Origin of the sequence: Pseudomonas sp. SCT (assembly GCF_003864275.1) — a bacterium.
GTDB lineage: Bacteria > Pseudomonadota > Gammaproteobacteria > Pseudomonadales > Pseudomonadaceae > Stutzerimonas > Stutzerimonas stutzeri_AE.
On record NZ_BDJA01000002.1, the window covers coordinates 719,435 to 739,494 of the forward strand.

21 protein-coding genes are annotated in these 20,060 nt (G+C 61.6%); 20 read left to right on the forward strand and 1 reads right to left on the reverse strand.

Features of this window, described 5'->3' with window-relative positions; genetic code table 11:
• Positions 1 to 98: 98 nt before the first annotated feature.
• From BHD08_RS07965 to flhB, 9 genes are all read left to right on the forward strand, one after another.
• Positions 99 to 1,337, forward strand: a complete 1,239-nt coding sequence (locus BHD08_RS07965; protein ID WP_125021389.1) for a flagellar hook-length control protein FliK — start codon at positions 99 to 101, stop codon at positions 1,335 to 1,337.
• A 242-nt stretch (positions 1,338 to 1,579) separates the two neighbouring features.
• Positions 1,580 to 2,113, forward strand: a complete 534-nt coding sequence (fliL, locus tag BHD08_RS07970) for a flagellar basal body-associated protein FliL (RefSeq protein WP_125021390.1) — start codon at positions 1,580 to 1,582, stop codon at positions 2,111 to 2,113.
• Positions 2,114 to 2,125: 12 nt separating this feature from the next.
• Positions 2,126 to 3,097, forward strand: a complete 972-nt coding sequence (fliM, locus tag BHD08_RS07975; protein ID WP_013983226.1) for a flagellar motor switch protein FliM — start codon at positions 2,126 to 2,128, stop codon at positions 3,095 to 3,097.
• Positions 3,098 to 3,137: 40 nt separating this feature from the next.
• Positions 3,138 to 3,611 (forward strand): flagellar motor switch protein FliN, encoded by a 474-nt coding sequence (fliN, locus tag BHD08_RS07980; RefSeq protein WP_125021391.1) that lies wholly within the window; start codon positions 3,138 to 3,140, stop codon positions 3,609 to 3,611.
• A gap of 1 nt (position 3,612) precedes the next feature.
• Positions 3,613 to 4,032 carry a flagellar biosynthetic protein FliO gene (gene fliO, locus BHD08_RS07985; RefSeq protein ID WP_015276581.1) on the forward strand — a complete coding sequence of 140 codons (420 nt, stop codon included), beginning with the start codon at positions 3,613 to 3,615 and terminating at the stop codon, positions 4,030 to 4,032.
• Positions 4,032 to 4,808, forward strand: a complete 777-nt coding sequence (gene fliP / locus BHD08_RS07990) for a flagellar type III secretion system pore protein FliP (protein WP_015276582.1) — start codon at positions 4,032 to 4,034, stop codon at positions 4,806 to 4,808. Before fliO ends, fliP begins: the two co-directional genes overlap by 1 nt.
• A gap of 12 nt (positions 4,809 to 4,820) precedes the next feature.
• A complete protein-coding gene (gene fliQ / locus BHD08_RS07995; RefSeq protein ID WP_003296594.1) occupies positions 4,821 to 5,090 on the forward strand; it encodes a flagellar biosynthesis protein FliQ in 270 nt (89 codons plus the stop codon).
• A 6-nt stretch (positions 5,091 to 5,096) separates the two neighbouring features.
• Positions 5,097 to 5,873, forward strand: a complete 777-nt coding sequence (gene fliR, locus BHD08_RS08000) for a flagellar biosynthetic protein FliR (RefSeq protein ID WP_015276583.1) — start codon at positions 5,097 to 5,099, stop codon at positions 5,871 to 5,873.
• A 33-nt stretch (positions 5,874 to 5,906) separates the two neighbouring features.
• Positions 5,907 to 7,043: a flagellar biosynthesis protein FlhB gene (flhB, locus tag BHD08_RS08005; RefSeq protein ID WP_015276584.1), complete on the forward strand. Its 1,137-nt coding sequence runs from the start codon at positions 5,907 to 5,909 to the stop codon at positions 7,041 to 7,043.
• Positions 7,044 to 7,090: 47 nt separating this feature from the next.
• On the opposite strand, the gene sodC is transcribed toward flhB, so the two are convergent.
• Entirely contained in the window at positions 7,091 to 7,612 is a 522-nt protein-coding gene (sodC, locus tag BHD08_RS08010) for a superoxide dismutase family protein (RefSeq protein ID WP_125021392.1), read from the reverse strand.
• A 219-nt stretch (positions 7,613 to 7,831) separates the two neighbouring features.
• On the opposite strand from sodC, the gene flhA reads away from it, so the two are divergent.
• From flhA to BHD08_RS08065, 11 genes are all read left to right on the forward strand, one after another.
• Positions 7,832 to 9,952, forward strand: a complete 2,121-nt coding sequence (gene flhA / locus BHD08_RS08015; protein ID WP_125021393.1) for a flagellar biosynthesis protein FlhA — start codon at positions 7,832 to 7,834, stop codon at positions 9,950 to 9,952.
• Positions 9,953 to 9,967: 15 nt separating this feature from the next.
• The gene (gene flhF, locus BHD08_RS08020; RefSeq protein ID WP_015276587.1) at positions 9,968 to 11,257 is read left to right on the forward strand and encodes a flagellar biosynthesis protein FlhF; all 1,290 of its coding nucleotides are present in this window, start codon (positions 9,968 to 9,970) and stop codon (positions 11,255 to 11,257) included.
• Between the two features lie 91 nt (positions 11,258 to 11,348).
• Complete coding sequence (fleN, locus tag BHD08_RS08025) at positions 11,349 to 12,176, forward strand: flagellar synthesis regulator FleN (protein WP_015276588.1); 828 nt, start codon at positions 11,349 to 11,351, stop codon at positions 12,174 to 12,176.
• A gap of 17 nt (positions 12,177 to 12,193) precedes the next feature.
• A complete protein-coding gene (gene fliA, locus BHD08_RS08030; protein ID WP_015276589.1) occupies positions 12,194 to 12,919 on the forward strand; it encodes an RNA polymerase sigma factor FliA in 726 nt (241 codons plus the stop codon).
• A gap of 74 nt (positions 12,920 to 12,993) precedes the next feature.
• On the forward strand, positions 12,994 to 13,368 hold the full coding sequence (locus tag BHD08_RS08035; protein ID WP_011913679.1) for a chemotaxis response regulator CheY: 375 nt from the start codon (positions 12,994 to 12,996) through the stop codon (positions 13,366 to 13,368).
• A gap of 23 nt (positions 13,369 to 13,391) precedes the next feature.
• A complete protein-coding gene (locus BHD08_RS08040; RefSeq protein WP_125021394.1) occupies positions 13,392 to 14,186 on the forward strand; it encodes a protein phosphatase CheZ in 795 nt (264 codons plus the stop codon).
• 11 nt (positions 14,187 to 14,197) lie between these two features.
• Positions 14,198 to 16,369: a chemotaxis protein CheA gene (locus BHD08_RS08045; protein ID WP_125021395.1), complete on the forward strand. Its 2,172-nt coding sequence runs from the start codon at positions 14,198 to 14,200 to the stop codon at positions 16,367 to 16,369.
• 53 nt (positions 16,370 to 16,422) lie between these two features.
• Entirely contained in the window at positions 16,423 to 17,532 is a 1,110-nt protein-coding gene (locus tag BHD08_RS08050) for a chemotaxis response regulator protein-glutamate methylesterase (protein WP_125021396.1), read from the forward strand.
• Entirely contained in the window at positions 17,532 to 18,272 is a 741-nt protein-coding gene (locus tag BHD08_RS08055; RefSeq protein ID WP_015276593.1) for a flagellar motor protein, read from the forward strand. Before BHD08_RS08050 ends, BHD08_RS08055 begins: the two co-directional genes overlap by 1 nt.
• 5 nt (positions 18,273 to 18,277) lie before the next feature.
• Positions 18,278 to 19,120, forward strand: a complete 843-nt coding sequence (motD, locus tag BHD08_RS08060; RefSeq protein ID WP_125021397.1) for a flagellar motor protein MotD — start codon at positions 18,278 to 18,280, stop codon at positions 19,118 to 19,120.
• Between the two features lie 91 nt (positions 19,121 to 19,211).
• The gene (locus BHD08_RS08065) at positions 19,212 to 20,000 is read left to right on the forward strand and encodes a ParA family protein (protein ID WP_015276595.1); all 789 of its coding nucleotides are present in this window, start codon (positions 19,212 to 19,214) and stop codon (positions 19,998 to 20,000) included.
• Positions 20,001 to 20,060: the final 60 nt, after the last annotated feature.

The following is a 20,060-nucleotide window of genomic DNA, read 5'->3' on the forward strand; positions in this document are numbered from 1 at the left end:
GCACATCGGCGTGATCTGAACCGCTGGTCATGCTGCTTCCGCCCTGGCCCAAAACTTGCTCTGCTACTGCCACGATCCATCCGTAGCGGAATGACCTCATGGCTGTTTCCCCCGACCTGTTACTCAAAACTCCTTCAGTCGATGCGCGTGCCAAGGCTTCGACCAAGGCTCCCGACGCGCCACGCGAGGGGCGGGATAGCGGCAGCTCCAGCTTTTCCGACGTTTATGCGAAGGAACGCCAGACCAAGCCGGTCGAGCGCCAGGCACGCAACGACACCAGTCGTGACAAGCCAGTGGATGACAAGGGTGGGCAACCGGCTGCCGAAGCCGCCAGTGACGGAAAGCCGGCGGTTGCCGAAAGCGGCAATCCGTTGCCGTCGGAGGCCCCCTCCGAAGAGCTGCCGGGCGCCGAGCTCGATCCCCTTTTGCTGCTGGGGTTGGGAGGGCAGTTCGTAGCGCAAACCGAGGCTCAGCCTGCCGCGGAACTGCCGGCTGAAACGCTGTTGGTCGGGCTGCCGCTGACCCCGGGCCTCATTTCAGGAGAAGCCGAGCAGGTGGCGGATGAGCCGCTGATCACCGGCTTGCAGGCCGCGGATGAAATGCCGGCCGGGGTGCAGAAGCCAGTTCAGCAATTGCAGAATCCGCTCGCCGATGCGCAGGCCAAGACCGAGGTGGATGATGGCTTCGCTAGCGTTTTGCTGGCGGGCAAGGAGTCGCCTGATAGCGAGGAAACCGACTTGGATCTGGCCGGGAAAGATCTCCTGGATGCAGTCGACGGTCCCAAGGAAAGCCGCTCTTCCAGCGCCAGTGAGCTGGCCGCAGCGCGTCTCAACCCCTTGAGCCAGGCGATCACGCAGCAGGTCCAGCAGGCGCAGCGGCCGGGGCTGGTGCCAGGTCAGCCGGTACAGATGCAGCAGGCTGGCTGGAGCGAGGCCGTGGTCGACCGGGTGATGTGGTTGTCCAGCCAGAATCTCAAATCGGCCGAAATCCAGCTCGATCCCGCTGAGCTTGGCCGCATGGAAGTGCGCATCGACCTGACCAAGGACCAGGCCCAGGTCACCTTCCTCAGTCCGCATGCCGGGGTTCGCGAGGCGCTGGAAGGGCAGATGCAGCGTTTGCGTGAAATGTTCACCCAGCAGGGCATGAACCTTATGGACGTCAACGTCTCCGACCAGTCGCTCGCCCGCGGCTGGCAGGGTGGCGCCGATGGTGGATCTTCCCGTGGTGGTTCCTCGGCTGAAGGCGAGGCGGACGACGGCGAGCTCCAGCTGGGTGTCAGCGAGGTTGCCGGCAATCGCAGCGCTGGGAACCGCGGGCTGGTCGACTTCTACGCTTGACCGTCGGATCGGCGCTCGCCGATTCGCGCCGACGTGGCCGCAGCGTGCTGCGTCGGTTTTCTGCCGCCTGTCGCTACGAGGCGTCGGGCACCACCAGTCCCCGCCATATGAATCTTTGATTCCTGATACGGTGTTGGCTCGGTAACGCAGCCTTGTACAGCGGCTGTGTCGAGGCGTTGGCACAGCTGTTGCTCTTAACTCAGAAAACCAGAACTAAACGCTGTTGATGACGGATATTTGGCATGGCTAAGAAACAGGCTCCAGCGGCAGTGCCGCCAACCGGGCCGGAAGCGGCTTCGGCAGGCAAGGGGCGGTTGAAACTCATCATCGTGATCGTGGTCGCCATGTTAGTGGCCGTGGGGCTTTCCATCGGCGGCACGCTGTACTTCATGGGTAAAGGTGATGACCTCGATGCCAGCAAGGCGCAGGAAGCGGCGGCAGCCGTGTCCGGCAAGCAGCCAGCTATCTACGAAGTGCTGATGCCGGCTTTCGTGGTCAACTTCAGCCATAACGGGCGGCAGCGCTACATGCAGGTCAGCATCGCGTTGATGTCCCGCGATCAGGCTGCGCTGGATGCCCTCAAAGTGCATATGCCGTTACTGCGCAATCGCCTGGTCATGCTGTTCTCCAGTCAGGACTTCGAGGCATTGAAAACGCCGGTCGGCAAAGAGATGCTGCGTCAGCAGGCGACGGCCAGCGTGCAGGAGCTGGCACAGAAGGAAATTGGCAAGCTTGCCGTCGAGCAAGTGCTGTTCACCAACTTCGTATTGCAATAGAAGGCTGCCCAGATGGCTGTTCAAGACCTGCTCTCGCAAGACGAGATCGATGCGCTCCTGCACGGGGTCGACGACGGTCTGGTGGATACCGAAAGCGATTCCGAGCCGGGGTCCATCAAAAGCTACGACCTGACCAGTCAGGACCGCATCGTGCGTGGGCGCATGCCTACGCTGGAAATGATCAACGAGCGTTTCGCCCGTTACACCCGGATCAGCATGTTCAACCTGCTGCGCCGTTCGGCCGATGTGTCGGTCGGTGGTGTCCAGGTGATGAAATTCGGCGAGTACGTGCATTCACTGTATGTACCGACCAGTCTCAATCTGGTGAAGATGAAGCCGCTGCGTGGCACGGCGCTGTTCATTCTCGACGCCAAGCTGGTGTTCAAGCTGGTGGACAACTTCTTCGGCGGCGACGGTCGCCACGCCAAGATCGAGGGGCGTGAGTTCACCCCGACCGAGCTGCGCGTGGTGCGCATGGTGCTGGATCAGGCCTTTGCCGATCTCAAGGAAGCCTGGCATGCGGTACTGGACGTCAACTTCGAGTACGTCAACTCGGAAGTGAACCCGGCGCTGGCCAATATCGTCAGCCCCAGCGAAGTGGTGGTGGTTTCCACCTTCCACATCGAGCTGGACAGCGGTGGCGGCGATCTGCACGTGACCATGCCCTATTCGATGATCGAGCCAATCCGCGAAATGCTCGACGCCGGTTTCCAGTCGGACGTCAGCGATCAGGACGAGCGCTGGGTCAAGGCCCTGCGCGAGGACATTCTCGACGTCAACGTGCCGCTGGGCGCCACCGTCGTCAGGCGGCAACTCAAGCTGCGCGACATTCTGAACATGCAGCCCGGCGACGTGATCCCGGTGGAAATGCCGGAAGACATGATCATGCGTGCCAATGGCATGCCGGCATTCAAGGTCAAGCTGGGTGCCCACAAGGGCAACCTGGCGTTGCAGGTGCTGGAACCCGTGGTTCGCCCACGTTGAACCAGCCCTTTACTCAATTCGAGCCTATCGAGGATTAACGATGGCAGACGAACACGACAACACTTCTCCCGAAGAGCAGGCGCTGGCTGATGAGTGGGCGGCAGCCCTGGCCGAAGCTGGTGATGCCAGTCAGGACGACATCGATGCGCTGCTGAACCAGGCGCCCGCTGCTGCGGCGCCGGCTGCGCCGCGCGCACCGCTGGAAGATTTCGCCAGTGCACCGAAAGCCACCGGTGTGCCGCTGGGGCTGGAAGGGCCGAATCTGGATGTGATTCTGGATATCCCTGTTTCGATTTCCATGGAGGTCGGCAGCACCGAGATCAGCATTCGCAACCTGCTGCAGCTCAACCAGGGTTCGGTGGTCGAGCTGGACCGCCTGGCCGGTGAGCCGCTCGATGTGCTGGTCAACGGAACGCTCATCGCGCATGGCGAAGTGGTGGTGGTCAACGAGAAGTTCGGCATCCGGCTGACTGACGTGATCAGCCCCACCGAACGTATCAAGAAGCTGCGTTGACATGCGTGCGCTTGCATTTCTGAGCGCCCTGGTCGCGCTCCCGGTGCTGGCTGCGGAGCCTGCCACCAGCATGAGCAGTACCGATATGGGTGCGCAGCTGACCAAGCTGATGCTCGGCCTGTTGCTGGTGGTCGGGCTGATCTTTCTGCTCGCCTGGCTGTTGCGTCGCGTGCAGCAGATGAACCCACGCGGCACCCAGGTGATCAAGTTGGTTTCCAGTCAGGCGCTAGGGCCGCGCGAGCGCCTGGTGCTGGTGCAGGTTGGCAGCGAGCAGGTACTCATCGGTCTGAGTGGCGGCCGTATCACGCCGCTGCATGTGATGCAGCAACCAGTGCATCTTCCTGACGCCGAGCCGGCCAATCCCGAATTTGCCCAGCGTCTGATGGAGCTGCTCGGCAAGGATCACAAGGACAAGCCTTGATGTTGCGCATTCTGCTAGTGGCGGTGCTGATGCTGTGCGGCCCGCTTGCCATGGCGCAGGAGCCGTCCGGCATCCTGGCGCAGGGCAACAACCCCTTGTCGATTCCTGCGATAACGCTGACTACCGACGCCGAAGGGCAGCAGGAATACTCGGTCAGCCTGCAGATTCTGCTGATCATGACGGCGCTGAGCTTCATTCCGGCGTTCGTCATGCTGATGACCAGTTTCACCCGGATCATCATCGTCTTTTCCATTCTGCGTCAGGCCCTGGGGCTGCAGCAGACGCCGTCGAACCAGATTCTCATTGGCCTGACGCTGTTCCTCACGTTGTTCATCATGGCGCCGGTATTCGACCGGATTAATCAGGACGCGCTGCAGCCTTATCTCAGCGAGCAGATACCGGCACAGGAGGCAATCTCCCGCGCCGAGGTGCCATTGAAGAACTTCATGCTGGCGCAGACCCGCGAGAGCGATCTGGAGCTTTTCGTCAGGCTTTCGCGACGTACCGACATCGCTTCGCCGGAAGCCGCACCAATGACTATCCTGGTGCCGGCCTTCGTCACTTCGGAGCTGAAGACGGCCTTCCAGATCGGCTTCATGATCTTCATTCCGTTTCTGATCATCGACATGGTGGTGGCCAGCGTGCTGATGGCAATGGGCATGATGATGCTCTCGCCGCTGATCATTTCGTTGCCGTTCAAGATCATGTTGTTCGTCCTGGTGGATGGCTGGGGGCTGATCATCGGTACTCTCGCCGGCAGCTTCGGCACCCTTTAGGGAAGCAAGCAGATGACTCCTGAAGTAGCGGTGGACCTGTTTCGTGAAGGGCTGTGGATGACCGCGATGATCGTCGGCGTGCTGGTCGTACCGAGTCTGCTGGTGGGCCTGGTGGTGGCCATGTTCCAGGCGGCCACCCAGATCAACGAGCAGACGCTGAGCTTCCTGCCGCGCCTGCTGGTGATGCTGTTGACGCTGATCTGGGCCGGTCCCTGGCTGGTCCGTGAGCTTATGGAGTACACGCAGAACCTGGTCCAAAACATCCCGCTGCTGATCGGATAGCCGAACGTGCTGGAGCTGAGCAATGCGCAGATCGGCGGCTGGGTGGGGCAGTTTCTGCTCCCGCTGTTTCGCATCGCTGCGCTGTTGATGAGCATGCCGATCATCGGCACCCAGCTGGTTCCGGTTCGAGTGCGGCTCTATCTGGCTCTGGCCATTGCGCTGGTGCTGGTGCCGACATTGCCGCCAATGCCGGTGGTCGAATCGCTGAGCCTGGCCTCGCTGCTGCTGATTGCCGAACAGCTGCTGATCGGCGTCATGCTTGGTTTTGTCCTGCAGCTGTTCTTCCACGTCTTCATCGTGTCCGGGCAGATGCTGGCGATGCAGATGGGCCTCGGTTTCGCTTCGATGGTCGATCCGGCCAACGGCATCTCGGTGCCGGTGCTCGGTCAGTTCTTCAATATGCTGGTGATCCTGCTGTTTCTCTCGGTCAACGGCCATCTGGTAGTGCTTGAAATCCTCGCCGAGAGCTTTGTCACCCTGCCGGTAGGCGGGGGGCTATCGACCAATCATTTCTGGGAGGTGGCGGGCAAACTTGGCTGGGTGCTGGGCGCGGGCCTGCTATTGGTCCTGCCGGCGATCACCGCGCTGCTGGTGGTCAATCTTGCGTTCGGTCTGATGACGCGGGCCGCTCCGCAGCTGAATATCTTCTCCATCGGCTTTCCGCTGACCCTGGTGCTGGGTCTGATCATTGTCTGGATCGGTATGGCCGACATCTTCGCGCAGTACCAGATCTTCGTCAGCGAGGCGCTCTTGATGCTGCGCGAGCTGGCGGGTGCTCGCTGATGCCTTGCTTCCCGTATCTGCCGGAGGTCGCTCATGGCTGAGAGCGAAAGCGGCGCCGACAAAAGCGAGGAACCCACAGAGAAACGCCTGCGCGAATCTCGCGAGAAGGGGCAGCTTGCGCGCTCCCGTGAGCTCAGTACGGTCGCGGTGACGCTCGGTGGCATCGGCGGGCTGCTGGCTTCCGGCGGGAGTCTGGCGCAGACCCTGATGGCAATGATGCAAGGCACCTTCGAACTGAGCCGGGAAACGCTGCTCGACGAAGGGTCGATGGTTCGTTTGTTGATGGGCAGCGGCCTGATGGCGCTGGAGGCCATCATGCCGCTGCTCATCGCGTTGCTGATCGCCTCGATTGTCGGGCCCGTCTCGCTGGGTGGCTGGCTGTTTTCCGCCAAGGCCATGGCGCCGAAGGTCAGCAGGATGAACCCGGCTGCCGGGCTGAAACGCATGTTCTCCACCAAGGCGCTGGTTGAGCTGCTCAAGGCCCTGGGCAAATTCCTCGTGGTGCTCGGCGTCGCGCTGCTGGTGCTCTCGGCTTATCAGGACGACCTGCTGTCAATCGCCAAGCAGCCGTTGGACCTGGCGATCATGCACAGCGCGGAGATCGTCGGCTGGTGTGCCTTGTGGATGGCCTGCGGGCTGATCGTCATCGCCGCGGTGGATGTGCCATTTCAGCTCTGGGACAACAAGCAGAAGCTGATGATGACCAAGCAGGAGGTCAAGGACGAATACAAGGACTCGGAAGGCAAGCCGGAGGTCAAATCGCGGATTCGTCAGCTGCAGCGCGAGGCTGCGCAGCGGCGCATGATGCAGGCGGTGCCCGAGGCTGACGTGGTGATCACCAACCCGACGCACTTCGCTGTCGCGCTGAAATACGACGGCGACAAGGGCGGGGCGCCCCGGCTGGTGGCCAAGGGCGGCGACTTCGTGGCGCTGAAGATTCGCGAGATTGCCCAAGAGCACAAGGTCACGGTGCTGGAGTCGCCGGCGCTGGCGCGGGCGGTGTATTACTCCACCGAGCTGGATCAGGAAATTCCCGCCGGCCTTTACCTGGCGGTGGCGCAGGTCCTGGCCTATGTCTATCAGTTGCGTCAGTACCGCGCCGGCAAGGGGCGTCGGCCGGACCCGTTGAACGACGTGCCCATCCCGCCGGATCTGCGTCGCGACGAATGAACCGTCACGCGGCGGCTCATCGTGAAGCGCGCCGCGTATCGCTGCGGTTACTCGATCACGCCACAGGCAACCCGTGCGCCGCCACCGCCGAGTGGTTGCGGATGGTCGGCGTGGTTGTCGCCGCCCTGGTGGACCATCAGCGCCAGCCCCTTGATGTCGCCAAGGCTCTTCAGGCGCGGAGCCAGCACCGGTTGGCTGGCCTTGCCTTCGCTGTCGACATAGAGCGCGGGAAGATCGCCCATATGTCCGTCACCCCATGGCTCGCCGTGCTTGCCGCTGTTCTTCGGGTCCCAGTGACCGCCCGCGGCACCTGCCGGGGTCAGTTTGCCGTCAACCTCTGCAGGCTCGCAGCTGCCTTTGGCATGGACGTGGAAGCCGTGAATGCCAGGTTCCAGACTGGTTAGTTCGGGTTGGAACACCAGCCCGTACTCGCTGCTTTCGATCTTCACGCTGCCGACGGATTCGCCGATGCCCTGGGCGCTTACGGTGTTGACCTTGACGCTCAGTGTTTCGGCTTGAGCGGCGAGGGCGGTGCAGCCGGCCAGCGCGGCGATGATCCACTGTTTCATCTGAAAGCTCCTTTGCACAAACGGCGACGGGCTGTCGCCGGTGCTAGTGTGACTGTCAGTTGCCGGTCGCGTTCGCGAGTTTTGCCGTATCGCCTGTAGGGCGGGCCAAAACCGTACGGCGGGCTCTGGGGCGCGCCGAGGAAGTTGGACCCCTTCTTGCTATAACCCGGGCGAGGCGCATTTTGCGTCAAGAATTCGTTCTGCACGCCGGGGGCTACGTTGGATCGCACGCAACTCATCAATATTCGCAATGGCCTGACGGGCGCGGGGCGCGGCAACCTCGGCGTGCCGCTGCTGCTGCTCGTGATGATGGGCATGATGATGTTGTCGGTGCCGCCGTTCCTGCTGGATCTGCTATTCACCTTCAACATCGCGCTGTCGATCGTCGTGCTGCTGGTCAGTGTCTATGCGCTGCGGCCGCTGGATTTCGCCGTGTTCCCGACCATTCTGCTGGTCGCCACCCTGATGCGTCTGGCGCTGAACGTGGCGTCGACCCGTGTGGTGTTGATCAACGGCCATGAAGGTGGCTCCGCCGCCGGTCACGTGATCGAGGCCTTCGGCAACGTGGTGATCGGCGGCAACTACGTGGTTGGTATCGTGGTTTTCGCGATCCTCATGATCATCAACTTCGTCGTGGTGACCAAAGGCGCCGGACGTATTTCCGAGGTCAGTGCGCGCTTTACCCTGGATGCCATGCCCGGCAAGCAGATGGCCATCGACGCCGACCTCAACGCCGGCCTGATCGATCAGGAGGAAGCCAAGAAGCGCCGTGTCGAGGTTTCGTCCGAGGCAGACTTCTACGGCTCGATGGATGGTGCGAGCAAGTTCGTGCGCGGTGACGCCATTGCCGGCCTGCTGATCCTCTTCATCAACCTGATCGGCGGTGTCGGTATCGGCATGGCCCAGCACGGCATGAGTTTCAGCGAAGCGGGCCAGGTGTACGCCCTGTTGACTATCGGTGACGGTCTGGTTGCGCAGATCCCGTCCCTGCTGCTGTCCACCGCGGCAGCGATCATGGTGACCCGCGTCACCAGCTCCGAGGACATGGGTCAGCAGGTGCAGCGGCAGATGTTCGCCTCGCCCAAGGCACTCGCGGTGGCTGCGGCGATCATGATTGCGATGGGACTGGTTCCCGGCATGCCGCACCTGTCCTTCCTCGGCCTTGGCGCTGCCGCTGCGGCGGGTGCGTACTGGATCTGGCATCGCAAGAAGCAGGGTGAGAAGAAAGCCGAGCAGGAAGTGCAGAAGCAGCAGGAAATGCTGCCCGCCCAGCGCTCGGCGGAAACCAAGGAGCTGGGTTGGGATGACGTGACCCCGGTGGATATGGTCGGACTGGAGGTCGGCTATCGGCTGATTCCGCTGGTTGACCGCAATCAGGGTGGTCAGTTGCTGGCGCGTATCAAGGGCGTACGCAAGAAGCTGTCGCAGGATCTTGGCTTTCTCATGCCCTCGGTGCATATCCGTGACAACCTCGACCTGTTGCCCAACGCCTACCGGTTGACCCTGATGGGTGTCAGCCTGGCCGAAGCCGAGGTGTATCCGGACCGTGAGTTGGCGATCAACCCGGGACAGGTGTTCGGCCCACTGAACGGCATTAGCGCCAGGGACCCGGCGTTCGGCCTGGAAGCGGTGTGGATCGAGGCCAGCCAGCGTGACCAGGCGCAGTCGCTGGGCTATACCGTGGTGGATGCCAGCACCGTGGTCGCGACACATCTGAATCAGGTGCTGCACAAGCATGCCCATGAGCTGCTCGGCCACGAAGAGGTTCAACAGCTGCTGCAGCTGCTGGCGAAAAGCTCGCCCAAGCTGGCCGAAGAACTGGTTCCGGGGATGGTTTCGCTTTCCACCCTGCTCAAGGTGCTGCAGGCGCTGCTGCAGGAGCAGGTGCCGGTGCGTGATATCCGCACCATTGCCGAAGCCATCGCCAACGTCGCTGCGAAGAGTCAAGATCCCGCCGCAATGGTCGCGGCTGTGCGGGTGGCGTTGTCCCGTGCAATCGTGCAGAACGTTGTGGGACTAGAGCCGGAGCTGCCTGTCATCACGCTGGAGCCACGGTTGGAACAGATCTTGCTCAACAGCTTGCAGAAGGCCGGGCAAGGTTCCGAAGACGGAATTCTGCTGGAGCCAGGAATGGCCGAAAAGTTGCAAAGGTCTCTGGTAGAAGCGGCACAGCGTCAAGAAATGCTCGGCAAGCCGGCAGTTCTGCTGGTAGCCGGCCCGGTACGGGCGATGCTTTCGAGATTCGCGCGTCTGGCAGTGCCGAACATTCATGTTCTGGCCTACCAGGAAATACCGGACAACAAGCAGGTCACCATCGTCTCGACGGTGGGTCAGAATTAACCGAGGGTACAGGCCATGCAGGTCAAACGTTTCTTCGCCGCCGATATGCGCATCGCCATGAAAATGGTGCGTGACGAGCTGGGCGCCGATGCCGTGATCATCGGCAATCGCCGGGTGGCCGGCGGCGTCGAGCTGACTGCCGTGCTCGATTACCCGATGCAGTCCGCTCCGGCCGCGAACAAGCCCAATCCGGCGCTGGAAGCCGAGCTGCGCAAGACCCAGGCGCGTCTGGCCAATGCCCACGCCGAGCTGAGCGCCGCCCCGCGTGCGAAAATGCAGGATCGTCAACTGGTTGACGAGAAGCCCGCAGCCGTGAGCATCCCACAGCCTTCAGCCGTGGCTGAAGCTGCTGCTGCGGTCGATTCCCGCGCGATCGAGGCGATGCAGTCGGAACTGCATGGTCTGCGCGAACTGATCGAAGTCCAGCTTGGCTCGATTGCCTGGGGCCAGGAACAAAGCCGTCGTCCGCAACAGGCTGGCCTCTGGCGCCGCCTGCAGCGCCTGGGCCTGCCGGCCGAGCTGTCGCGCAGCCTGCTGGAAAAGGTTGCGGGTATCACCGAGCCGCGCCAGGCATGGCGCATGGTGCTGGCGTACCTGGCACAGGCGATCAAGGTCAGCAAGACCGAACCGCTGGAAGAGGGTGGCGTCATTGCCTTGGTTGGTCCGGCAGGTGTCGGCAAGACCACCACTCTGGCCAAGCTCGCAGCACGCTACGTATTGAAGTATGGCGCGCAGAACATCGCGCTGGTCAGCATGGACAATTATCGGATCGGCGCGCAGGAGCAGCTCAAGACGCTTGGCCGCATCCTGGATGTGCCAGTGCTGCAGATCGATCCGAGCCAGTCGTTGAGCAAGACGCTCGCTCCGCTGGCGCGCAAGCGCGTGATCCTGATCGACACCGCTGGCCTGCCCGCCAGCGATCCGACACTGCGCATGCAGCTCGAAGCGTTGTCGGACCGCGGTGTGAAATCGAAGAATTATCTGGTGCTGGCCGCGACCAGTCAGAGCCAGGTGCTCAAGGCGGCGTGGCACAACTATCGTCGCTGCGGCCTGGCTGGTTGTATCCTGACCAAACTGGATGAAGCCGGCAGTCTCGGTGATGTACTCGGCCTCACGATCAGCCAGCATTTGCCGATAGCGTACCTCGCGGATGGCCCCCGGATTCCGGACGACCTGCACCTGCCGCGCAGCCATCAGCTGGTCAGTCGCGCGGTGAGTTTGCAGTCCGGCGAGGAACCGAGCGAGGAAACCATGGCCGATATGTTCGCCGGGCTGTACAACAGCTCGTCACGGCGGGCCGGATGATGCTGCGAGAGCAGTACCTGAATGAATCAGATGCGTGCCATGCGGGCGCATCGCCGGCCGCAAGGCCCCAGCAAGATATAGGCATGTGAACATGGGAATGCATCCCGTACAGGTGATTGCGGTGACCGGCGGCAAGGGTGGCGTCGGCAAGACCAATGTGTCGGTCAATCTGGCACTGGCGCTGGCCGATCTCGGCCGGCGTGTGGTGTTGCTTGACGCCGACCTTGGCCTGGCCAACGTCGACGTGTTGCTGGGGCTTACCACCAAGCGCACCCTGGCCGACGTTATCGCCGGTGAATGTGATCTGCGCGACGTGCTGATCCAGGGGCCGGGTGGCATCCGCGTAGTGCCAGCCGCATCCGGCACGCAGAGCATGGTGCAGCTGTCTTCGCTGCAGCACGCCGGATTGATCCAGGCGTTCAGTGAGCTGGGCGACGAGCTCGACGTGCTGATCATCGACACCGCCGCAGGTATCGGCGACTCAGTAGTGAGCTTCGTTCGCGCCGCGCAGGAGGTACTGCTGGTCGTGACCGATGAACCGACCTCGATTACCGACGCTTACGCGCTGATCAAACTGCTCAATCGTGACTACGGCATCAGTCGCTTCCGTGTGCTGGCCAATATGGCTCACGCCCCGCAGGAAGGTCGCAACCTGTTTGCCAAGTTGACCAAGGTCACCGAGCGCTTTCTCGACGTGGCGCTGCAGTATGTCGGCGCCGTGCCTTACGATGAGGCCGTACGCAAGGCAGTACAGAAGCAGCGTGCGGTCTACGAAGCCTACCCGCGGTCCAAGTGCGCGCTGGCATTCAAGGCCATCGCGCAGAAGGTCGATACCTGGCCGTTGCCCGCTACGCCGCGCGGTCATCTCGAATTCTTCGTAGAGCGCCTCATCAGCCCCGCTTCACAAAGCCACGAATGACAGGTGCCGGATCCGCTATGTATTACAGCAAGGCTCAGGCAAAGGATGCGCAGTACCGCCTGATTGATCAGTACGCCCCGTTGGTCAAGCGAATCGCTTACCACCTGCTGGCGCGTCTGCCTGCCAGTGTGCAGGTCGACGATCTGATTCAGGCTGGAATGATCGGACTGCTGGAAGCAGCTAAGAAATACGACGCCGGCAAGGGCGCCAGTTTTGAAACCTACGCCGGTATCCGCATTCGCGGCACGATGCTGGACGAAGTGCGAAAGGGCGACTGGGCCCCGCGCTCCGTGCACCGCAATTCGCGCATGGTCAGCGAGGCGATTCGGACGATCGAGGCGAAAACCGGGCGCGACGCTAAAGATCACGAGGTTGCGGCCGAACTTAAGCTAAGTCTCGATGAGTATTACGGCATTCTCGGCGATACGCTGGGCAGTCGTCTGTTCAGCTTCGATGATCTGCTGCAGGAAGGGGAGCACGGCGAGCTGCAGGAAGACGCCGCAAGTCTCCATCCTGAGCCGTTTCGTGATCTCGAAGACGAACGCTTTCAGCAGGCCCTGGTTGATGCCATTGCCAACCTGCCCGAGCGCGAGAAGCTGGTGCTGTCGCTGTATTACGACGAAGAATTGAACTTGAAGGAAATTGGGCAGGTGCTGGGAGTCAGCGAGTCGCGTGTGAGCCAGTTGCATAGCCAGTGTGCTGCGCGCTTGCGTGCACGCCTCGGCGAATGGCGCGCCAATTGACGATTGTTTGCGGTATGACGTGCTCGGTTTGCTGAGGCATTTTGGGACTTACGGAGGTCGACTTGGACAAGAACATGAAAATCCTCATTGTCGATGACTTCTCGACGATGAGACGAATCATCAAGAACCTCCTGCGTGATCTGGGGTTCACCAACACCGCCGAAGCGGATGACGGCACCACTGCGCTGCCGATGCTCAAAAGCGGCAGCTTCGACTTCCTCGTGACCGACTGGAACATGCCGGGCATGAGCGGTATCGATCTGCTGCGCACCGTGCGCGCCGACGAGCGCCTCAAGCACCTGCCGGTGCTGATGGTGACCGCTGAAGCCAAGCGCGACCAGATCATCGAAGCGGCACAGGCCGGAGTTAACGGCTATGTGGTCAAGCCTTTCACTGCCCAGGTGCTCAAGGAGAAGATCGAGAAGATCTTCGAGCGCGTCAACGGCTGAAGCAGCAACGCCGCGAGGGCACTATGACGCAAGCAGACCAAAGCCTGGCAGAGTTCGAAGCGACTCTGAAGGCGCATGCACCCAAGTTGATCGAAAGTCTGCAACAGGGCCGCTTCGATGAAGCGACGCAGATGTTCAATGAGCTCAATCAGGTGCGCAATCACGGGCTCTATCAGGAAGTTGGCAAGCTCACCCGCGAGCTGCACAACGCCATCGTCAAGCTGGAGATGGACACCTGCGCGACCGGCGGTGATCCGTCACCCATCACCGACGCGACTGATCGATTGTCGTACGTGGTCGAAATGACCGAGAAAGCCGCCAATCGCACCATGGATCTCGTCGAGGAGTCCGCGCCGCTGGTCAACTATGTCAGCTACGAGGCGCAGAGTCTGACGGCCGACTGGCAGCGCTTCATGCGTCGCGACATGAATGCCGAGCAGTTCCGCGAGCTGGTCAAGCGTATCGACCAGTACCTGCAGCGCAGCATGAATGACGGTAGCCAGCTGTCGCAGAACCTCAGCGAAATCATGCTGGCTCAGGATTTCCAGGATCTCACCGGCCAGGTGATCAAGCGCGTTACGCGCCTGGTGACCGAGCTCGAAAGCAACCTGCTCAATCTCGTGCTGATGGCTGGACAGGTCGACCGTGTGGCCGGCATTCAGCATGACCGGGACGCGATGCGCGCCGAGCAGGAACAGCAAAAACAAGAAAAAGAGCCTTCCAAGGGTGAAGGTCCGCAGATGCATGCCGATATGCGTGAAGACGTCGTTTCCGGCCAGGACGATGTCGATGATCTGCTTTCAAGCCTGGGCTTTTAGGGGAAGTGAATATGAGCTTCGACGCCGATGAAGAAATCCTCCAGGACTTCCTGGTAGAGGCCGGCGAGATTCTCGAACTATTGTCCGAGCAACTCGTGGAGCTGGAAAGCAGCCCCGATGACATGGCGTTGCTCAATGCGATTTTTCGCGGGTTCCACACGGTAAAGGGCGGTGCAGGATTTCTTCAGCTCCACGAGCTGGTGGAGTGCTGCCACATCGCTGAAAACGTCTTCGACATCCTGCGCAAGGGTGAACGTCGCGTCGACTCCGAATTGATGGATGTCGTTCTGCAGGCGCTCGATTCCGTGAATGAGATGTTTGGACAGGTTCGCGAGCGCGTCGAACCGACTCCCGCTTCACGTGAGCTGCTGGCCGCATTGGCGCGCCTGGCAGAGCCTGCTTCCGCCGACGAGCCGGCCGTGCCGATCGAACCCCCGACTGTTGCCAAGCCTCAGATCGAAGCCGTCGATGCCGAGTTCGAGCAGATGCTCGCAGCCGTTCAGTCGTCAGACAGCGAACCGGCAGCCGCGCAGGTCAGCGGTGGTGGCGACGAAATCACCGACGATGAATTCGAGTCGTTGCTCGATCAACTGCATGGCAAGGGCCAGTTCTCGGTCAGTGCCGCCAGCGCCGCACCGGAGCCCGAGGTCGTCGTCGCGCCGGCCAGTGACGAGATTACCGACGACGAATTCGAAGCACTGCTCGATCAGCTGCACGGCAAGGGCAAGTTCGAGCCGGTGGGTAGCACCAGTACCGAGCCGGCGACGCCAGCGGCTGCTGCGCCTGCGAGTAACACCAGTGCCAGTGATGAAATCACCGACGACGAGTTCGAAGCATTGCTGGATCAGTTGCATGGCAAGGGCAAGTTCGAGCCCGCGGTTGCCGAGGTAGCACCGGCTGTGCCGAGCAAGCCGGAGCCCAAGCCGGAGCCCGCCCGTGCTGCCCCAGCCAAGGCTGCACCGGCTGCTGCTGTCAGCAAACCGGCGGCTGTTGTGGCTGAAAAAGCCCCAGCCGAAGCCGAGACGACGGTACGCGTGGATACCGCACGGCTCGATGAAATCATGAACATGGTTGGCGAACTGGTACTGGTGCGTAACCGCCTGGTGCGCCTGGGTTCCAATAGCGGCGACGAGGCCATGGCGAAGGCTGTGTCCAACCTCGACGTAGTGACCGCCGACCTGCAGAGCGCGGTGATGAAGACCCGCATGCAGCCGATCAAGAAGGTGTTCGGCCGCTTCCCGCGGCTGGTACGCGATCTGGCGCGCAGCCTGAAGAAAGAGATCAACCTCGAGCTGGTCGGTGAAGAAACCGACCTCGACAAGAACCTGGTCGAGGCCCTTGCCGATCCGCTGGTGCACCTGGTGCGCAACGCGGTCGACCACGGTATCGAGATGCCCGAGGAACGCGAGGCTGCCGGCAAGCCGCGTACCGGTCGAGTGGTGCTGTCCGCCGAACAGGAAGGTGACCACATCCTGCTGATCATCAGTGATGACGGCAAGGGTATGGATGCCAACGTCCTGCGCGCCAAGGCCGTGGAAAAGGGCATGTTGGAAAAGGATGCCGCTGACCGCCTGAGCGATCTGGAATGCTACAACCTGATCTTCGCCCCTGGCTTCTCGACCAAGACCGAGATTTCCGATGTGTCCGGCCGTGGCGTCGGCATGGATGTGGTCAAGACCAAGATTTCCCAGCTCAACGGGACCGTCAACGTGTTCTCCACCAAGGGCCAGGGCTCTCGGGTGGTGATCAAGGTGCCGCTGACGTTGGCGATCATGCCGACCCTGATGGTGATGCTCGGCAATCAGGCGTTCGCTTTCCCGCTGGTCAACGTCAACGAGATCTTCCATCTCGACCTGTCGCGTACCAACGTCGTCGACGGCCAGGAAGTGGTGATCGTGCGCGACAAGGCACTGCCACTGTTCTATCTCAAGCGCTGGCTGATCCAGAGCGCTGCCGAGGAAGAGCAGCGCGAAGGTCACGTGGTGATTCTCAGCGTCGGCAACCAGAGCATCGGATTCGTCGTGGATCAACTGGTCGGGCAGGAGGAGGTGGTCATCAAGCCGCTGGGCAAGATGCTGCAAGGCACGCCTGGCATGTCCGGCGCAACGATCACCGGCGATGGCCGCATCGCTCTGATTCTCGATGTTCCGAGCATGCTCAAGCGTTACGCACGCCGGATTTGATTCAGTCAGGCGGCGCGGCCCATCGTGGGGCGCGCTGCCGCTAGGAGTGATGTATGGCAGTCAAGGTCCTGGTGGTCGACGATTCGGGCTTCTTTCGTCGGCGCGTCTCGGAAATCCTTTCCTCTGATTCCAATATCCAGGTCGTCGGCACTGCCACCAACGGTCGTGAGGCGATTGACCAGGTGCTGGCGCTTAAGCCGGACGTCATCACCATGGACTACGAGATGCCGATGATGGATGGCATCACGGCGGTGCGGCAGATCATGCAGCGGTGTCCGACGCCCGTGCTGATGTTCTCTTCGCTGACTCACGAAGGCGCGCGAGTCACCCTCGATGCGCTGGACGCCGGCGCGGTGGATTATCTACCGAAGAATTTCGAAGACATTTCGCGCAACCCGGAAAAGGTCAAACAGATGCTTTGCGAAAAGGTGCATACCATTTCGCGGAGTAACCGGCGCTACAGCACCTTTTGTACCTCAAGCGTCAATCCGCCTCCGGCTCCGTCGCGAGGTGCCGTGCCGAACGCGTCCACCAATACTCTGCGCTCCACCGGAGCGGCTCCCGCTGCGCCGGCTGCGCGTTCGCCTGCACCCAAGCGCAAGGCATACAAACTGGTAGCCATCGGAACCTCTACCGGCGGCCCGGTAGCGCTGCAGCGCGTACTGACGCAACTGCCGGCCAATTTTCCGGCGCCTATCGTGCTTATCCAGCACATGCCGGCGGCATTCACCAAGGCGTTCGCCGATCGCCTGGACAAGCTTTGCCGTATTCGGGTCAAGGAAGCGGAGGATGGTGACGTTCTACGCCCCGGGCTCGCGCTGCTGGCGCCGGGCGGCAAGCAGATGATGATCGACTCCCGTGGTGCGGTGCGCATCCTGCCGGGCGATGACCGCCTGAACTACAAGCCTTGTGTCGACGTGACTTTCGGCTCGGCGGCCAAATCCTTCCATGACAAGGTACTCGCCGTGGTGTTGACCGGCATGGGTGCCGATGGCCGCGAAGGCGCGCGCTTGCTCAAGCAGAGCGGCAGCCAGGTGTGGGCGCAGGATGAAGCTAGCTGCGTGATCTATGGCATGCCGATGGCGGTGGTCAAGGCCAACCTTAGTGACGCCGTCTACGGCCTCGACGAGATCGGGCGCAACCTTGCCGAGGCCTGCATCTGATGGATGTACTCAGCCTTATCGGGCTGTTGCTGGCGTTCGTTGCCATTGTCGGGGGCAACTTTCTCGAGGGCGGCCATATCTCCGCGCTGCTCAACGGACCGGCGGCATTGATCGTGCTTGGCGGCACCCTGGGCGCGGTGCTGTTGCAGACCCCTATCGCCGTTTTCATGCGCGCGATGAGCATCGGGCGCTGGATCTTCTTTCCGCCGCGCATCGACCTGGCTCGCGGCATCCTGATGGTGACCACCTGGAGCAATACGGCGCGTAAGGAGGGACTGCTCGGTCTTGAGCCTGTCGCCGAGACGGAGCCTGATCCCTATGCGCGCAAGGGCTTGCAGTTGCTGGTTGATGGCGCCGAGCCGGAAGTGATCCGCAGCATCCTCGAAGTCGATCTGTACACGCAGGAAAGCCGCGACCTGCGTGCCGCCAAGGTCTACGAGAGCATGGGTGGCTACTCGCCGACCATCGGCATCATCGGTGCGGTGATGGGCTTGATTCATGTGATGGGCAACCTTGCAGATCCCAGCCAGCTGGGCAGCGGGATCGCTGTGGCATTCGTCGCAACCATCTATGGCGTTGCGTTCGCCAACCTGCTGGTACTGCCGATTGGTAACAAGCTCAAGAGCGTGGTCCAGCGACAGACTGCCTATCGCGAGATGCTGCTGGAAGGTGTTCTGTCCATTGCTGAGGGCGAGAATCCCCGTTCCATCGAGATGAAGCTGCAAGGCTTCATGGACTGACCGCCATGGGCAGACGCAGAGCGCCGGAAGAGCACGAGAATCATGAGCGGTGGCTGGTCTCCTACGCCGACTTCATCACACTGCTGTTCGCTTTCTTCGTGGTGATGTACTCGATTTCCTCCATCAACGAGGGCAAGTACAAGATCCTTTCGGATTCCCTCGTTGGCGTGTTCAATCAGGTCGATCGTTCGGTCAAGCCGATCCCGATCGGTGAGGAGCGACCGCGTACCACCGAGCCCGATGTCTCTCAGGTCGACGATCCATCCGCCCAATCGGTACTGAGCGGGGAGCCGGTGTTCGATCCGCTGGAGCGTATCGCGCAGAGCATGCGCGAGACTTTCGGTGAGCTGATCGCCAACGAGCAGCTGACAGTGCGCGGCAATGAGCTATGGATCGAAATCGAGCTGAACTCCAGCCTGCTGTTTCCCAGCGGCGATGCGCTGCCCAACGACCACGCATTCGCCCTCATCGAGAAGGTAGCCGGGATTCTGGCGCCCTTTGACAACCCGATTCATGTCGAGGGCTTTACCGATAACCTGCCCATCAGCACCGACAAGTTTCCGACCAACTGGGAGCTTTCTGCCGCGCGGGCTGGCAGTGTGGTACGAATGCTCGCGGCGCAGGGCGTAGACCCGTCGAGGTTGGCGGCGGTGGGCTACGGCGAGTTTCAGCCAGTGGCCGATAACGCGACCGCTGCCGGACGGGCGCGCAATCGTCGGGTGATTCTGGTGGTGTCGCGCAATCTGGATGTGCGCCGCAGCGTCAGCGGCATGGGCAGCAGCAATGCACGACCCGACGATGCGCTGCGTAGGGCTGGCACACAACCTGCACCGGCTCGGGCCATGTAGGCGTCCGTAGGCGCAATCGTCAAAAAAACACCGTCGCGTTACCTTTAGCAGGTAGTGCAATGCCGGTCAGCAGCGAACCGGGTGGAAAAGCATGAGAGTCTGGGCTGTAGCCAATCAAAAGGGTGGGGTGGGCAAGACCACCACGTCGATCGCGCTGGCAGGTTTGCTGGCCGATTCCGGCAAGCGCGTCGTGGTGCTTGATCTGGACCCGCATGGTTCGATGACCAGCTATTTCGGTCACGATCCGGACAACCTGGAACATAGCGTCTTCGACCTGTTCCAGCATCAGGGCACCGTGCCCGAGGGTTTGCCCTGGCAACTGCTGCTGGCGACCAGTCACGAGCGTATTTCGCTGATGCCTTCCAGCACCGTGCTGGCAACGCTGGAGCGCCAGTCGCCCGGCCAGAACGGTCTTGGCCTAGTGATTGCCAAGAGTCTGTCGCAGCTGTGGCAGGACTTCGATTACGCGATCATCGACAGTCCGCCGCTGCTCGGTGTGCTGATGGTCAATGCGCTGGCTGCCAGTCAGCAGCTGGTGATTCCGGTACAGACCGAGTTCCTGGCGATGAAAGGGCTGGAGCGGATGGTCAGCACGCTGGCGATGATCAACCGTTCGCGTAAGCAGGCGCTGCCTTACACCATCGTGCCGACGCTGTTCGACCGCCGCACCCAGGCCTCGATGAATACACTCAAAGTTTTGCGAGCCGGTTATGCCGATCACCTCTGGCCCGCGTTCATCCCGATCGACACGCGCCTGAGAGACGCCAGCCGTGCCGGCCTCACGCCTTCGCAGTTCGATCCGGCAAGTCGCGCAGTTCTCGCTTACCGGGCATTGCTCAAGCACCTGCTGGCTTCGCAAGCCGCGCCACAGGTGGCGTGAAATGCCGTGCCGTTCGGCGCCTGACAGCTCAAGTTTGTCGCGCAGTTGGCCGATAGCCTG

Bases quoted from the DNA above. Each gene is read 5' to 3' on its own strand.
- BHD08_RS07965 (WP_125021389.1), top strand. From the start codon at position 99: ATGGCTGTTTCCCCCGACCTGTTACTCAAAACTCCTTCAGTCGATGCG.
- fliL (WP_125021390.1), top strand. From the start codon at position 1,580: ATGGCTAAGAAACAGGCTCCAGCGGCAGTGCCGCCAACCGGGCCGGAA.
- fliM (WP_013983226.1), top strand. From the start codon at position 2,126: ATGGCTGTTCAAGACCTGCTCTCGCAAGACGAGATCGATGCGCTCCTG.
- fliN (WP_125021391.1), top strand. From the start codon at position 3,138: ATGGCAGACGAACACGACAACACTTCTCCCGAAGAGCAGGCGCTGGCT.
- fliO (WP_015276581.1), top strand. From the start codon at position 3,613: ATGCGTGCGCTTGCATTTCTGAGCGCCCTGGTCGCGCTCCCGGTGCTG.
- fliP (WP_015276582.1), top strand. From the start codon at position 4,032: ATGTTGCGCATTCTGCTAGTGGCGGTGCTGATGCTGTGCGGCCCGCTT.
- fliQ (WP_003296594.1), top strand. From the start codon at position 4,821: ATGACTCCTGAAGTAGCGGTGGACCTGTTTCGTGAAGGGCTGTGGATG.
- flhB (WP_015276584.1), top strand. From the start codon at position 5,907: ATGGCTGAGAGCGAAAGCGGCGCCGACAAAAGCGAGGAACCCACAGAG.
- sodC (WP_125021392.1), bottom strand. From the start codon at position 7,612: ATGAAACAGTGGATCATCGCCGCGCTGGCCGGCTGCACCGCCCTCGCC.
- flhF (WP_015276587.1), top strand. From the start codon at position 9,968: ATGCAGGTCAAACGTTTCTTCGCCGCCGATATGCGCATCGCCATGAAA.
- fleN (WP_015276588.1), top strand. From the start codon at position 11,349: ATGGGAATGCATCCCGTACAGGTGATTGCGGTGACCGGCGGCAAGGGT.
- fliA (WP_015276589.1), top strand. From the start codon at position 12,194: ATGTATTACAGCAAGGCTCAGGCAAAGGATGCGCAGTACCGCCTGATT.
- BHD08_RS08035 (WP_011913679.1), top strand. From the start codon at position 12,994: ATGAAAATCCTCATTGTCGATGACTTCTCGACGATGAGACGAATCATC.
- BHD08_RS08040 (WP_125021394.1), top strand. From the start codon at position 13,392: ATGACGCAAGCAGACCAAAGCCTGGCAGAGTTCGAAGCGACTCTGAAG.
- BHD08_RS08045 (WP_125021395.1), top strand. From the start codon at position 14,198: ATGAGCTTCGACGCCGATGAAGAAATCCTCCAGGACTTCCTGGTAGAG.
- BHD08_RS08050 (WP_125021396.1), top strand. From the start codon at position 16,423: ATGGCAGTCAAGGTCCTGGTGGTCGACGATTCGGGCTTCTTTCGTCGG.
- BHD08_RS08055 (WP_015276593.1), top strand. From the start codon at position 17,532: ATGGATGTACTCAGCCTTATCGGGCTGTTGCTGGCGTTCGTTGCCATT.
- motD (WP_125021397.1), top strand. From the start codon at position 18,278: ATGGGCAGACGCAGAGCGCCGGAAGAGCACGAGAATCATGAGCGGTGG.
- BHD08_RS08065 (WP_015276595.1), top strand. From the start codon at position 19,212: ATGAGAGTCTGGGCTGTAGCCAATCAAAAGGGTGGGGTGGGCAAGACC.